At 33.0% G+C, this 15,448-nt stretch carries 12 protein-coding genes; 7 read left to right on the forward strand and 5 right to left on the reverse strand.

Going from position 1 to position 15,448, the window contains the following annotated elements; translation table 11 throughout:
• Positions 1-34: 34 nt before the first annotated feature.
• The 3 genes from NEF87_RS10210 (at position 35) to NEF87_RS10220 (ending at position 6,154) form a co-directional block, all read left to right on the forward strand.
• The gene (locus NEF87_RS10210; protein WP_457919717.1) at positions 35-2,332 is read left to right on the forward strand and encodes a PAS domain-containing hybrid sensor histidine kinase/response regulator; all 2,298 of its coding nucleotides are present in this window, start codon (positions 35-37) and stop codon (positions 2,330-2,332) included.
• Between the two features lie 112 nt (positions 2,333-2,444).
• A complete protein-coding gene (locus NEF87_RS10215; protein ID WP_457919718.1) occupies positions 2,445-4,205 on the forward strand; it encodes a histidine kinase dimerization/phosphoacceptor domain -containing protein in 1,761 nt (586 codons plus the stop codon).
• A gap of 23 nt (positions 4,206-4,228) precedes the next feature.
• Positions 4,229-6,154 (forward strand): GNAT family N-acetyltransferase, encoded by a 1,926-nt coding sequence (locus NEF87_RS10220; RefSeq protein ID WP_371806369.1) that lies wholly within the window; start codon positions 4,229-4,231, stop codon positions 6,152-6,154.
• A 16-nt stretch (positions 6,155-6,170) separates the two neighbouring features.
• Here the strand turns inward: NEF87_RS10220 and NEF87_RS10225 are convergent, their stop codons facing one another.
• From NEF87_RS10225 to NEF87_RS10240, 4 genes are all read right to left on the reverse strand, one after another.
• Entirely contained in the window at positions 6,171-7,349 is a 1,179-nt protein-coding gene (locus NEF87_RS10225) for a hypothetical protein (RefSeq protein ID WP_457919719.1), read from the reverse strand.
• A gap of 143 nt (positions 7,350-7,492) precedes the next feature.
• A complete protein-coding gene (locus tag NEF87_RS10230; RefSeq protein WP_371806371.1) occupies positions 7,493-8,539 on the reverse strand; it encodes an NOG1 family protein in 1,047 nt (348 codons plus the stop codon).
• 80 nt (positions 8,540-8,619) lie between these two features.
• Positions 8,620-9,375 carry a TIGR00266 family protein gene (locus NEF87_RS10235; protein ID WP_457919720.1) on the reverse strand — a complete coding sequence of 252 codons (756 nt, stop codon included), beginning with the start codon at positions 9,373-9,375 and terminating at the stop codon, positions 8,620-8,622.
• Positions 9,376-9,542: 167 nt separating this feature from the next.
• Complete coding sequence (locus NEF87_RS10240; protein WP_457919721.1) at positions 9,543-10,016, reverse strand: hypothetical protein; 474 nt, start codon at positions 10,014-10,016, stop codon at positions 9,543-9,545.
• 356 nt (positions 10,017-10,372) lie between these two features.
• Between NEF87_RS10240 and NEF87_RS10245 the strand changes: the two genes are divergently transcribed.
• Positions 10,373-10,810, forward strand: coding sequence for a GNAT family N-acetyltransferase (locus tag NEF87_RS10245; RefSeq protein WP_457919722.1), 438 nt, complete (start codon positions 10,373-10,375; stop codon positions 10,808-10,810).
• A 319-nt stretch (positions 10,811-11,129) separates the two neighbouring features.
• Complete coding sequence (locus tag NEF87_RS10250; protein ID WP_457919723.1) at positions 11,130-11,435, forward strand: hypothetical protein; 306 nt, start codon at positions 11,130-11,132, stop codon at positions 11,433-11,435.
• Positions 11,436-12,303: 868 nt separating this feature from the next.
• Here NEF87_RS10250 and NEF87_RS10255 read toward each other — a convergent pair.
• Positions 12,304-12,618, reverse strand: coding sequence for an ArsR/SmtB family transcription factor (locus NEF87_RS10255; RefSeq protein ID WP_371806376.1), 315 nt, complete (start codon positions 12,616-12,618; stop codon positions 12,304-12,306).
• Positions 12,619-13,609: 991 nt separating this feature from the next.
• On the opposite strand from NEF87_RS10255, the gene NEF87_RS10260 reads away from it, so the two are divergent.
• Positions 13,610-13,840: a hypothetical protein gene (locus NEF87_RS10260; RefSeq protein ID WP_371806450.1), complete on the forward strand. Its 231-nt coding sequence runs from the start codon at positions 13,610-13,612 to the stop codon at positions 13,838-13,840.
• Between the two features lie 388 nt (positions 13,841-14,228).
• On the forward strand, positions 14,229-15,446 hold the full coding sequence (locus tag NEF87_RS10265; RefSeq protein ID WP_457919724.1) for a hypothetical protein: 1,218 nt from the start codon (positions 14,229-14,231) through the stop codon (positions 15,444-15,446).
• Positions 15,447-15,448: the final 2 nt, after the last annotated feature.

Consider the following 15,448-nt stretch of genomic DNA (forward strand, 5'->3'; position numbering starts at 1 on the left):
ATAATCAAACTAAAAAAAATGATGATTTCATAAAATGAATCAACCCAAGGCTTTAGTCCAAGATCTCTCTGAGAATGAAAAATTCTATCATTCAAACAAAGAGAAATTTGAATATTTATTTAAAAACATGTCAACTGGAGTAGTATATCATGCTGCAAATGGAAAAATTGTTTCTGCAAATCGATCCGCAGCAAGAATATTGGGATTGACAATGGATCAATTGCTTGGAAAAACAACTATGGATCCACGTTGGAAAATGATTCATGAAGATGGAACTCTAGTGGATGGGACTATGCATCCATCAATGATAGCTTTAAAAACAGGAAAAAAGATAGGTCCTGTAGTTAGAGGTGTTTTCCATCCAGAGAAAGATACGTACTTATGGTTACAAATCTCAGCAACTCCATTATTTAAAACTGGTACCACTTCTCCCTATCAAGTATTTGTCACTTTTGATGATATATCGGATCGTGTTAAAGCTGAAAAAAGATACCAATCCTTATTTACAAACGCGCAGGTTGCTCTTTTTCGAACTGGAATCACTGATGGAAAGTTATATGAAATTAATAAACAATATGCTGAGATGGCAGGGTATTCAAGTATTGAGGAATGCATGGCAAATTTCAATGCCAGTGAAGCATGGGTCGTTCCAGACGAACGACTAAAACTAATTCAAGAATTGCGAGAAAAAGGGCATGTATCTGACTTTGAGACCCAAATTGTTCGTAAAGATGGTTCTGTGATCTATATTTTATTTTCAGCAACAATATACCCGAATAAAGGGTTCATAGAAGGATCAATTGTAGATATTACTAAGCGAAAAGCTGCTGAAGATGAGATTACAGTGGCCCATCAAAGATTAAGAACTATTCTTGATAAAATGGATGCTTTAGTGTATGTTGCAGATATGGAAACATACGAAATACTGTTTGCCAATCATCCTTTAAAAAATCAAGTTGGAGAAGTGGAAGGAAAAATATGTTGGAAAGCCTTACATCCAGAGCAAGATGGACCATGCGATTTTTGTACAAATCAGAAGTTATTTGATGAAAATGGGAACCTTAGTGGAGTATACCGTTGGGAACACTTTAATTCATCAGTCGGAAAATGGTATGCTTGTCAGGATATGGGGATTACATGGACAGACGATAGGATTGTCAAGTTAGAAATTGCGACAGATATCAATGAACGCAAAAATTCGGAAGCTGCAATTCTAAAAAATCAAGTGTTAAGTGCAATGGGCGAGATCGCTTATGGAGTTGCACATGACTTCAATAACTCATTACAAGGAATATTTGGAAATTTGGAACTTGCTTCAATGGAAAATTTATCCGATGATGCGTTAAAATATATTAAAACTGCGAAATCTTTGGCAAGTGATGCTGCATCAAGGGTTAAACAACTACAATTTTATGGCAAGAAGTCGAATGATCCTACTAATTATATTTCAATCAATATTTGTGATGTGGTCAATGAATCTATAGAACAAACCAGACATCTATGGAAAGATGAATCTGAGAAATTAGGAATAACTATAAAAGTTACCGCAAGTTTAATTGAAGATCGATTTATTTTGGGAAATCAAGCAGAATTAAGAAGTGTATTTTATAACATAATTAAAAATAGTATTCAAGCGATGCCTGATGGAGGAATTATAGATATTAAAGCAAAAGATGATGGTAATTTCATATCTCTTACTTTTTCAGATACGGGTATAGGAATGAAGGAATACGTAAAACAACATGTTTTCCGACCCTTTTTTTCAACAAAAGGGTTTGAACAAGGAAAGGGGTTAGGATTGAGTATTGCCTACTCTATAATTCGAGATCATAAAGGAGAATTAAATATAATTAGTACTGCAGTTGGGAAAGGCTCTACGTTTGAAATTCGACTACCTTTATCAACACACCAGAAACCTCCTTTAAATAAAGTGACAACAAAATTAAATGCTAATCTCAATATATTGTGGGTTGACGACGAAAAATCGATTCTCAATTATGGTAAAGTTATGCTTTCTCAGCTAGGTAATCGAGTAGAAGTGGCACTTTCTGCCGAAAGGGCTTTGAAATTGTTAGAAGATCATTCGTATGATCTGCTAATTACTGATATTGGAATGCCGGGTATGAATGGATGGCAACTTGCAGATCAAGTAAAAGGAAAATATCCCAAAATGAAAATTGCGGTAGTTACGGGATGGGGAGATTATATTTCAAATGAACAGAAAATTAAAAGTGGGGTTAGTTATTTGCTTGGAAAACCAATTTCAAAGGATGAGATTCAGGATATAATCAATTCAGTTATAACAATGAAAGGTAATACACTAAATATATAGAAATCTTCTTGATCCGTAAAGATTCAAGATAAAATGAAGAGAAAACTATTCAGATAATTGTAAAGAAAATACAATTTTTTTAGAATAATTATTCATACTTAAGGTTCTTAATATGAAATTTCCTATTTTGAGTAGGAATTTAGGGATAGAAGAATATCTTATAACGATGCATTTTCGATTATCAAAAGTTGGGTTAAAATCTAAAATTTTAGTTTATATTGTTTTTGTGTCAATCATTCCTATGGTAGCTGTCTCCATTGAATCGAGTCAAAATCTTCAAAATATAATTTTTGAAGAAAAAAGAACAGCTCTGAAAGCACATGCAGATATTTGTTTGTCCCAATTAAACTACACCTATTCCCAATTTTTAAATGGTGCATTTGATAATGAATCAGAAGCCCAAAAAAGTGCCTTAAGCGCTATACGTGAATTTCGATATGGAAAAGACTTCCAAGATTATTTCTGGATCCAAGGTGAACGGAATGAAACAGCATTTATGATAATGCATCCCTATTTTCCAGGACTTGCTGATGACCTCGAAACTGAAATGAGCGAGGAAGCAAACTTAGTTATGAGTATTGCGTTGAATGAAGTTAACGAGGTTGATGAAGATCCTAATGAAGGATTCATTGAATATGACTGGCCTCTATATAATGATTCCACTGTTCTTGTCCCTAAACTAAGCTTCATAAAACATTTTCTTCCTTGGAATTGGGTGGTAGGAACTGGCGTTTATATTGATGATGTGGATATAATAGTTCGTTCAAATTTAATTGATAGGTTAATTTTTATTTTTTCAATCTATGTGGTAATAGGAACTGTCATAGTCGTGTTAATTTGGCGTGATTTGCATGAACGAGATCTTGCTCAAAAATCGAAATTGCGACTTACCAAAATATTGGAAACAACCAGCGATCTTGTTGCAATGGCGACGACGGATTTAAAAATATCTTTTATTAATAAAGCAGGGCGAAATTTGATTGGATTAGCTGAAGATGAAGATATATCCTCACTAGTAATCCCTAATTTTCATCCTCCTGAAGTATCCAATTATATCAAAGAAACACTTATTCCTATAGCAATTCAAAAAGGCATGTCAGTGGGAGAAACACGATTATTAACCAAAAAAATGCAAGAAATCCCAGTTTCACAAGTTATCATGGCCCATAAAAATCCAAAAGGAAAATTAGAATATCTGTCGACGATTATTCGGGATATTTCCGACCTAAAAAATTCAGAAACAACTTTAAAACAAGCACTTCATGACAAGGATGTTCTTTTACGTGAAATCCACCATCGGGTAAAAAATAATCTCCAAATTATTTCCAGTTTGATCCGATTACAAAAACCTGCAGTAGACCTTACCAATGTGAAGCAATTCAATCAAGATTTTCAAAATCGAATTCGCACTATGTCCCTACTTCACGAAATACTTTATAACTCGTCAGATTTTGAAATTATTTATTTGGATGAATACGTAAACTTGCTAGTTAAATATTTGCAGGACTCCTATCCCGAAAATTCACAAAATGTCACTTTTCAAACTATAATTGATCCAATTGAAATTGATTTAAGCCAGGCAATCAGCTGCGGACTTATTATCAATGAAATCATTTCAAATTCTATAAAATACGCTTTTCCTAATGGAGAAAAGGGCGTAATTGAAATTAAAATTTGGCTGGAAAATAAAAATGAAATTTATATGGAGATACGAGATTATGGGAAAGGAATAAACCCAAAAATAAATTTCCCAAATGATTCTACACTTGGATTACAATTAATTGCAGGATTAACAAATCAATTAAATGGAACGGTAAGTTTAGATAGAGAAAATGGAACTTGCTATAAGATTGAGTTTAAAAAAAGTATTTAACATACAACTCTACACTTAACATGATGACTGATAAATCAGAAAATCTTGGTGATTGGTACGAACAAAATAAAAAACGAGAAATTCAATTAGACCAACTTCATAAAATAATTCAACCGGGCTCCCGAATTTTTATTGGATCGGGATGCTCTGAGCCCCAAATTCTCACAACTCAGTTAGTCAAAAAGAAATGGCGATATGCAGATTGTGAAATCATCCATTTTCTAACTTTATCAGACAATAAATTTTTCGATGATCGGGACCCAAGTTTATTCCGTCACCATGCTCTTTTTATCGGACCCAGTATTCGAGATGCGGTTAATCAAGGTAAAGCGGATTATATTCCAATTTCCTTATCAGATATCCCCCGTCTTTTTAAATTAGGTCGGATGCATGTTGATGTTGCACTCATTCAAGTAAGCCCCCCCGATAGGTTCGGCTTTTGTTCTCTAGGTGTTAATGTAGATATCAATCGTACGGTGACTGATGTAGCCCACACTGTTATTGCTCAAATAAATCCCCAGATGCCGAGAACCATGGGTGATTCTTTTATTTTTATCCGAGATATAGATTATTTTATTTATCATGAAGCCCCCCTTATTGAATTCAAATATCCACCTATGGACGCGCGATCTGATCGCATTGGTCAACACATTGCTCAGATTATTGAAAATGGATCCACGATCCAATTTGGCATTGGAAGCATTCCAAACGCGGTGTTAAGTCACTTAAAATCGAAAAAAAATCTCGCAATTTATTCTGAAGTACTATCCGATTCTGCGATGGATCTTATTCAATCGGATGTGGTTAACTGCTCTAAAAATCAGTATCCCCATGTAATGACATCTTTTGTCATGGGGTCCCGCAAGTTGTATGATTTTGTGGATCAAAATCCCTTTATCGAATTTCATTCGACAGAATACATAAATAATCTGTTCAATATCTCCCGCAATACGAAACAAGTTTCAATAAATGCCGCTTTATCGGTATCGTTGACAGGACAAGTTAATTCAGACAGTATCGGGTATGAGTTTTATAGTGGAATTGGAGGGCAAGCAGATTTCACAAAAGGCGCATCATTATCTTTAGGGGGAAAACCGATAATTTGCCTCCCAAGTACTTCACGGGATGGAAAAACTTCCCGTATCGTAGCAACCTTGGATCCAGGAGCAGGAGTTGTTATCACCAGAGGAGATGTCCATTATGTCGTCACAGAATATGGAGTAGCCTATCTTCATGGCAAATCAATTCGTGATCGTGTTTTACAGATGATTGGAATCGCCCATCCCAAATTTCGGCAAGAATTACTTCAGAAGGCAAAAGAAGTTCACTATGTTTACGAAGACCAGTTATTACCTACAACTCAAGACGGAGTTGTTATTATCTATCCAGACCAATATGAATCCACCTATCAAACAAAATCTAAAGGGGATGTCTTTTTCCGGCCCATCAAACCAACCGATGAACGGATGATGCAGGATCTTTATTATAAATTAAGCGATTCAGACCGAGTGCTTCGCTTCTTTGCCCCACGTACGGCTTTTCCCCATAAAGAAACTCAACCTAAAGTAGTGGTTGATTATGAAACCACTTTTGTTTTAGTAGGGATCATCGGTGATGAAGAAAATAAAGAAATGATTGGAGCAGGCAGTTATTTCTTAGATCGGAGCACGAACTTAGCCGAAATCGCTTTTACTGTTACAAAAGAATACAGAGGACAAGGTCTTACGCGCTTCATGGTAAATAAATTGATCATAGTAGCACAAGAAAAAGGAGTCAAAGGGTTTGTGGGTGAAATTCTTTCCAATAACCAACCGATGCTGCACATTATTAAAACCCTCCCATATAAGGTTGAATTTCATAATTATGGCGATTCGTTAGAATTTTCCTTCAAATTTCAGAATATCCGAAATATGTCTGATGAAAAAAAAGACAAGACAGACTCACAGTAATTCTTTTTTCTGTAAATTAAATGTAAAACTCATCCCCTCCAGGAAGAGATTCCTGTTGAAGCTTCACAATTAATCCTGCAAAATTTTCAAGGGAAGGATCGAGTTTAACTTCACTATCAATTAATGTTGCAAGGGAAATGAGCATTTTCTGGGTGTTAGTTGCGGTAAATCGATTCTTCTTATGATAATCAGGCCCATAAAGTACAGTAAAAAAGTCCTTTATAGTTTGTTGGGTGTGTGTCAAGGTCACCTTTTGAGAAATTAATTCATCATAAATTACAATTATTTTTTCAAGTAACCCTTTTTGCTTGTTGGGTTTGATATAGATGTCGTTTGCAAATAAAGCTTGGATCTGGTCTTCAAGCCATTTCTTAATTATTTGATGAGTGTCTTCAACTGGAATTTGTAAATAATTTTTGATGAGTTTTGATCGCTTCTGCAAGGAACGTTTACAATATTCCAGAATATCGTGCCAATTGTTCTTATTATTTGCTAGACAGATAAGGAAACTCAAAATAAGATTTTCAATAATATCTATCGAATAGGACAACTTAAAGTTTAATCTGAGATTTTCAAAGAACAATAAAAATTCATTATATTTCTTAGTGGCAAAGAGAAATTCACGAAACATTTCAAGTAAATTGACGCGCATTTCATATATTTGGGCAAAAGAAAGATGTTCCGATGAAAGAAGAATTTTAAATGTTCCAGCAAGAATAAAATGATCAAAATAGTTTACTAAAACATATTCTTCTATGAGATGTTCTAAATATTGCATGTACCTTTGATTTAATATAACCTCAGAATCTTTAAACTGAACAATATTCGCAAGTTCCGCACTCATATTAGAAATTGAATTGATCACCATTTCTTGCAAAAAAAAAGGCAGCTTTAGAGATGCGGATAAGAATTCGCTAATCATTTGTTGGATATTTTGAATCATTTTGGGATTTTGAAGATCTTGGGTTTTTCCCTCCAACATTTCTCTCCAAAAATGTAGGTATACCGTACGAACTTCAGTTAAGGTTGTAATTACATCAAAATCTAAAGCAGTTTCTCCGAATATTCCCTTTAAATAATCCCCAATAATAAAATCAAAAAAATCTTGAAATAGAAGATTTATTTTAGACCAAAGAGAAGTTTTGATCATCGAGATTTTAGAGGTTTGCTTACTTTCAGCAGTTTTAGGGGACATAGAATTCACCAACAACATTTTTTTTGCTTGTTATTAGTTGAATAGAGAAATATATAAAGATGATATCATAATAATTCGATAATTATCCAAAATCATTTAAGGAAAACAGAGAAAAAAAATTGCACCAGTTATTGCAAGAAAGATTATCGGCGGAAATCTGTGTCTTTAAAAAAGGATAATAAAGAGGAAACAACAGAATCCACATTTTCCCCACCTTTTGCATTGGTAAGGATTACTTCATCCCGGTTCATTTTCAATTCTGCCAATAAGGAGGAAATCTCTTCTTCAGTTGCAAAATCGATTTTGTTGATGACAATTTTAATCGGAATATCTAATCCTGCAGCAAAATTTGCTTCAATTTCCCTCAATAAGGCAATTTGACTCGATACATCATATCCTGATGCTACAGTAGGATCAAAAACGAACAAAACAATGGTAGCAATGGTATTCAGAGCAAGAATGGCTTGTTTTTCAATATTGTTGCGTTTTATCATAGGTCGATCTAAAATGCCTGGTGTATCGATAACTTGAAAATATTTTGAGCCGTATTGATCCACAAAGGTGCCTAAATAAATCTGTTTAGTTGTGAAGGGATAATCAGAAACTTGAGGTTGAGCAGTAGATAATTGGCCCACAATTGTAGATTTCCCCACGTTTGGATACCCTGCGACAACTACGCTCGGTAAAGTAAGATTTACGGTAGGAACTTCTCGCAACTTTATACGACATTCTTCTAAAAAGGTTAAAATACTATTTTGCTTGCGCACAATGGAGGAACATCGCCCAAAAAACTGGGTTCGGGAATAGGCACATTGTTTTGCAGTTTCTTGTGATCCTATTTTTCGACGGTATTCTTTTTCTAATCGTTTGATTACCGGAATAATTCCATTAATTCGTCCGAGACTTTTCCGTAAATCATCATTATTGACGAGTAAATGACTTAAGCGCCGATAAAAATCGGGAAGTTCATCTAAATTTGGGACAGATTTTACAATTTTTTCTAATTTTTCATTTAAAATTTTGACGGAATTTTCAATACGTTTGATTTCTTTCCGCTTTACCTTCTCAAGATTAGGCAAGAGTTTGGGTAAGGAGGCGGTTTTAGAGGAAGCTTTGGAAAAGGCAAAATCAAGTAACTCTTGGGCACTCCAGACACGGTAAAATTCTTCGAAGGGGTTTGAATTCTGCATCGGTTAGGACGATAAATATTGCATCCCAAAAATCTTTTTCGATTTAAAAATAAAAATGGTAAAAAAAAGGACAAAAAAAATTAATTCATAAATGAGCCTAAATTGATACTAGCGCCACCACTTCCACCACTACTGGATGATGGAGACATACGAAACAGCCATTGTGCAAATTCTTTAGGGTTACGACTTTGTAATATCACCTTCCCAGGCCCAGTTAATTGACAAATTACCCCTTCACCACTCATCATGGTAGATTTCCAGCCACCAACTCGTTTAATATCCATATGCACTGAAGCCTCCATTGCCACTAAATGACCATTATCGCAATTCAATATTTGGCCCGCTTCTAAGGTCCATTCAATGAATGCCCCGTTAGCACCTACAAATAAATCCCCTGGACCTTCATTTGCTGTTATAGTTAGCACAAAAGCATTTTCACCACTAAAAAAACTCTTTTTGATGCCTTGAAACCCAGTGGCTTGCAATAAGTTAGTAGAACTTGCAATATACCCTCCAGAAAATACTATCCAAGATTGTCCTTGATTCATTGGAACATGCATTAGATCTCCCGCAAATGGTGGAGCAAGCAATAACCAACCGTTATGATTAGCATGAAAATAATTCATCAAAAAAGTCTCACCAGCAAATGTACGCTTGAGAGATTTAAAGAAGCCTTTCTCTGCTTTTTTTGTTTGGATTTCCAAGGTAGGTTCAAAAGCAAGCATATTTCCTCGCTCAGTTTTAATTTGTTGCCCCTGTTTTAGCAAAACTTTTAGATAAGAAAAAGTTGGAGAAGCCTTTATTTCAAATTCGAATTCGTTTCCTTGTACAGTCATAATTACACCGTGTTAAAAATTATAGCTTTATTCCTTAAAAAATATGATCTAGGTGAAATTGCTGGAATCTTTTAGAAAAATCAGTAATGTAGAGAAAAAAAAGCAGAGTGATTTCTAGAAATTACAATAGACTAAATTTTTCTCAGAATTCAGTAGGGAAACGATTTTTAAAATCGATCTTCAACAGATTTCTCTTTTTCAACTTTAACTTCATCCGATTTCTCATTTTCATCTTTAACTTCATCAGATGTTGTGTTAGTTGTTTCATTATTTACTGTATTTACAGCACTTTGAGCTTTCATGATGCTGGCTTTTAGTAAATCTTCTTTTTCTTTTCGCTGTTCTTGAAGTTTTTGACGTTTAACAGGATCTTCTTCTACCTTTCGCCTTTGAGCTTCTTGTATTTCAGCGATTAAATTAGATTTATCGATTTCATTTACATTATCATCATTTTCTTTTTTAGCTCCCCCCCTCCCATCTGAGGGAGATTGAATTGATGAGGTTCTCGCGGAACTAGAGGTACTAAAAGCACCATATTCTATACCAGTAATCGTTAAATTCTTTTCTACTTTTGCTATTTTCTCTTCAAGAGCATCAATACGCTTCATTATTTTAACCAGAACTTCTCCAAGTTTAACCATTTTTATTATTCTCCAATAATTAGAACATTTCTTATATATCTGAAGTTTAATAATTTTGATTTTTTTTACCCTATATATGTTTGGTTTAACACGATTTTTGAAGCATCAATTCATATACTATATTAAAAATTAGAACGTATCCTCTTTTTAGTTATGGAAAACCCACATTTCAGCGAAATTACATCATTATTTTTTGTCCAATATTGCAAAAAGCACTAATTCTTTCAAATTCTTTTTTATCTAGGCACTATCCCAATGATAAAACATTTATTCCCAACTTGAAAAATTTTACATTTTCAAGGCAAACCTTTTACATTTTCAAGATATGATATTAGATTGTGATTACTCGTCAATTAATGGAAAACCTTAAGGATGCAAAAGCGGTCTCAAAAATAGTTATTCGGTGCTTAAAAGAAATTAATAGCCAATATTATCCCCCTAATGTAATCAATAGCATGATAGAAAATTACACACCGGAGAATATTATTAAGAGCGCAAAGGAGCAACTAGTTTTAGTTGCGGAAAATATTGCAGAGGAAATCGTTGGAATGGCCACATTTAGTAATGACATTTTTGGATCAGTTTTTGTAAATCCCGACTACCATGGACAAAAAATTGGTGCCAAATTGATGAAAGCTTTAGAAAAATTGGCAAAGAAACAAGGTTCTTCCACTGTCACCCTCAATAGTAGTATTAATGCGGTGAATTTTTATATTAAACAAGGGTATACTAAAGGCAAAGAAGTTCAAGATGGAAAATTTGGCAAATCAATTCAAATGACGAAAACTCTGTAAATAATAAATTCTCTGCATTTTTACAGACGTTTTTGTAAATTGAGTTGTATTTTTGCCGTTTATTTCCCTCAAAATGGAATAATTCTATTTTTTTTTCTACTCTTTATGGAATTTTTCCAAGTTTTCATTTGGAGTTTGGAAATATTTGATTCGGTTCATTTTTCATGTATAAAGAGCATAATATTCACCAATTTCTTACTTAGGGGGAAAAATTAATTAAAAATCGATTAGCTTTATTTCAACGATTGGTTCTATAATGAATAAGGATATTTATCATCCCTTTTTTTGGGAGGGATAGATCAAATATGCAGGGATCCATATGTGCTACTATGAAAAAATCGTTCAGGAATTTCAATCGCAGTGTTTAGAACAAATGACTGGGGATTATGTGAAATTTGTTTCTGAGCAAATTATTACCTTGATGAAAGAATTGAAAGAGGCAGAGCAAAACAATCTTCCTAATCTAACGATGATTCGAGAAGATATTACCCATAATTTGGTTTTGCTAAATATTATGCTCAAATCAACAGAAGATCCCGATTATTACAAACAATCAAACCAATTATCCAATTGTGAACGTGATTTTCTCCGAAATGAGTTTATTCCCCTTATTTTTAATAGTTGAACATTTTTTAGATGAAATCTTTTTTAGCTTGAAGTAGAAGGAAATTTCAGATGGTTCAGTATTAATTCGAAGAATTTTCTTGATCTATTTCAGAATATGCTTTGTCATGTCATTTATACATTATTAGATGAGAATACGCAAATGTGTTTGACTTTCTATGTCATTTCAACCCAACACTTCCAATATCCCACAAATATTTCTTAATTCTAAAACATTGAGAAAAAGACACAAACGAAAGGAAAAAAATATCCTCTTCTTGTATCTATGACATAATATGATTAGATATGATGAATATACCTTTTTTTTGGAAATAGAAAGATTTATTCATATTTTTAGTCAAAAAAGATTACTTAGTGTTAGAAAGCTAAAAAAGTGTAATTCACTGATTTTCCAGAATTTTCCAGAATTTATGGGAAATCCGAATAGAGAACATTTGGAGGAGAAAAAAAGAAAATAAATTTTTGAAATGACCGGATATTGTGTTTGCCATCCCAATTTATGGAAAAAGGATATACTTGAAAGGATAATTAATAATTAAGCGTTTTCAGAATGATTACATTGTACACAATTGATCGTCTTTTTGGAATATTCTTGTTTTTTTTTCGAATTATTTCTAGAAAAATTCCAATAGTTTTCAATATTTGAAAAAAAAAAGAAAAGAACTGAGATAAAAATTTCAATTTTGTATGAAACTAAAATTTTATTGCGTGATTTTAAAGAACTCGTGAGATTTTGTTTAGAAAAAATGTAATATTTCAATTTCTATACCAGATAAAAATAAATTATGCCTATCTAATTTCAAAATCAATGTAAATACTTAAGTTGAAACGATTCAAGAGAAAGGGGGAAAAAAGATGCTTTTTACAGATTAGAAAAGAGAAATTTCAAGTTTGCCAACTGCTAAACTGCATACTTTTCGAACACCATGACCACCTGGCTGATAATTGCAAGTAACCAAACCAGCCTTATGAAGTATCGCAATTTGTGCAGAGATGTTTGCTTCTGTTTGTTCTAAATGAGCTGCAATTCGTGATACATCCATAGATTCTTGATTTAAAATTTTTAAAATCTTCTGCCGTGTTGCACTAGATAATGCCTTGGCAATTTTCGTTAATTCAGGCGTGAGTAAGTTGAGGATCGCCCCATCGTTACTAACTGTTCCAATATCTTGAACTATTTCCATTTTTTTTCCCTCTTTTCTTTGCTTTGCAATTATGAAAAATATTATTTTTATTTAATATGTTAAAGGTTACTTGCCTATATAAGTCTGTGGATGTTTATCGTGAATATTCATTGACATTCTTTGACGATCAATGAACACTTTTAGAAAAATTGATTTTATGTTCAATGATCGTATGAATTCAATTTCTTAATTTTTTATTAAAAATTTTATAAAATCTTAATAATTTGCTTAATTGAGTGTTTGATCAAACAACAATATACTTGATTATAAAGTATCACATAGAATATTTATTTATACTTTGTGGACATTGTATTACATCTTTTTATCTCCATTTCAGCACAGTTTTGCGCATTTAATACTAGGAAAAATTTACTTCTAAAAGCGGTCATAATTTTTAGCAAAACTGTCCTTAAGATACAGTTTTCAGAATTTCACAAAATTTATAAGCATAATCCTTTGAAAAAAGTATGAATTAGGTGAAAAGTTAAGTAGTTATATGGAAATGCAAAATAGTTATATATAAAAAAAATCAGTTTGAAAAACAGTTCAGTAAAGGGTGGTCTTACAACTAAGGTGATCTAAAAAAAACTCCGATGAATTGGATATAAAACATATTTTAATGAAGATTATTGAAGATTACAAAAGCTTTGCAAAAAATAAAGACATTAAATTTTTTAATCAGCATTTAACAAGCTATATGAAGTGATAGAACCCCAATTGGGAACTTTACTTGGAAACATTTCGCATGGAAAATGGAAGGAAAAGTAAAAAAAACTAGCAAACATTTCTTGTGATCTTGAAAATCACCCACAACGGATCAATTTATCTTTGTAAAAATCGATTTGTGGTGGTCTGAATAGTTTTTACTAATGGATTACTGCCCAATAGATAAGAAGACCATATGGAAAGCAAAGAAAGCTTTAAATTTTGAGAAAATCATTGTATCGTCAGAATCACTAGTGATTCATCGTAGTTGAAAAGGTATTTCATTATGGTATATACAGCAAAATATGTAAGAATTTCAAAAATTAAGGAACTTCTCATTCATAACGACCAAAAAATCAGAGTTTCTGGTGATGCAAAAGAGAAGCTGGCAGAATTTTTAGATAAGGCAATTGAAAAAGCAGCTGAGGAAATGATTAATAAACTCCCAAGAAAAACTAAAGGGGAAGGAAAAGGACAATTAAAGAGAATCACATTTCAGCTTGAAGATTTTAAGTAGTTAAAATGTGGACCCAAGTATTTTCCGGATAACAAAATTTTTTTTCTTATTAAACTAGCTTCACAGGCTTGGAACATAGACTTTTGCTCAAATTGTATGGATTCTATAGGAAAGAAAATAAATGATTACTCTATATCTATCAAAAATTGAGAGGTTAATTTCTTTTTTTTTTGATTGAAAGCGCCTTTTCAATTTTCATTGGAAAGTATTAAATATCCAAATTCATTAAAAAATGAAGAGAAAACGAAAACTTTCTTTTGCTCCATAAAGCCTTCACGCTAATATTCTGAACGAATAAACGGGTTTGAAGAATATTTTAATTTGTATCAGTCAGAACAATACTATAGCATTTAATTATATTTAAGTTCGCGAAGGAATGATGTATTTTATGCAAAAATCTATTTTGCAAGATCGTGAGGAAATATTAAAAAATTCCAAGAAACACTACTTTTCTTTAGGTGTTGATGATGGGGCAGCCAGTTTGTGTAAGAACAATTTTCAATATGGCTTGGCTAAGATGCATTATGTCCAAAATCAACTTGGTGGTGTTTCTGATGCAACATTTATTTCTACTCCTGATGAAACGATATCCCGAAATCGAAAGCGTTGGGAATCAGGCTATGGATATGGTGGAAAATTGACATATGGGGATAAAAAAGATCCCTTTATTTTCATCGATACCAAACCTAATGCATGCGGAATGCTTGTAGGCGGTTTAGACAAACTTCCAAAACCAGATGAAATAATAAAACAAATCAATACAATCATCACACAAGACAGTTATATTGATGATATCAAACTACAATGGGATTTCAAGAAGGGAAATCATTTTATTGATGTATTCCAGACAGATCAAGAATTCGGAGATCCCAGTAAATTCCCAAAATATATGTTTGTTATCCATGGTTCGGTTCCCGAGTTACGAAATGAAACCAGTAAAGGTCCTGGACTATATTATGATAGCTCGAAAACTCTTTACGATATGTGCAATAAAATAGAAACACCTTTTGGTCCAAGTTATTATTTGGATGGTACAAATGCAAGAGAATATTTTGAGTTTTTCAAATATGCTAAAAAATTTGCAGCCGAGAAACGAGAAAAGGTAGCAGAACTACTTTTTGGTAAATTCGATGTTATTTCCAACCCAATGCATCAAGGTTTACTATCTTATGGGGAGATATTGCTTGGAGCTCAACATATTACCGATGATTCAAGGAAACTTTTTCCTGTGGCATTACGATCAGATTTACCACTATATATTGTGTCTGCACTTCCTAATTTATCAGATGAACAGATAGATGATCTTGGGTTTGAAAATCGAGCGAAAAAATTGGGAGTCCTGCCACATTTACAAAATCTTAATGTTCTCCCACATGGGGGAGGTTATGCTTTGCCCCACATAAATTGTGTGAAGAAGGTTTTGGAAATTGATGGAGAACGATTCTTTGTTTGTGAGCAAGAAATGGAAGATGGAATAACAATCTTCTCCGATGTAGCAGAAACACAATTCTTGTATCGCGGAAAGAAAATCATTAATAAAATTGAATCCCTTTCACTAGGTACTATAGAAGCGAAGTTACACCCAAAATTTGTTTTAAAAATATAATT

It is taken from the genome of Candidatus Lokiarchaeum ossiferum (genome assembly GCA_025839675.1).
Classification (GTDB): Archaea; Asgardarchaeota; Lokiarchaeia; order Sigyniarchaeales; family Promethearchaeaceae; genus Lokiarchaeum; species Lokiarchaeum ossiferum.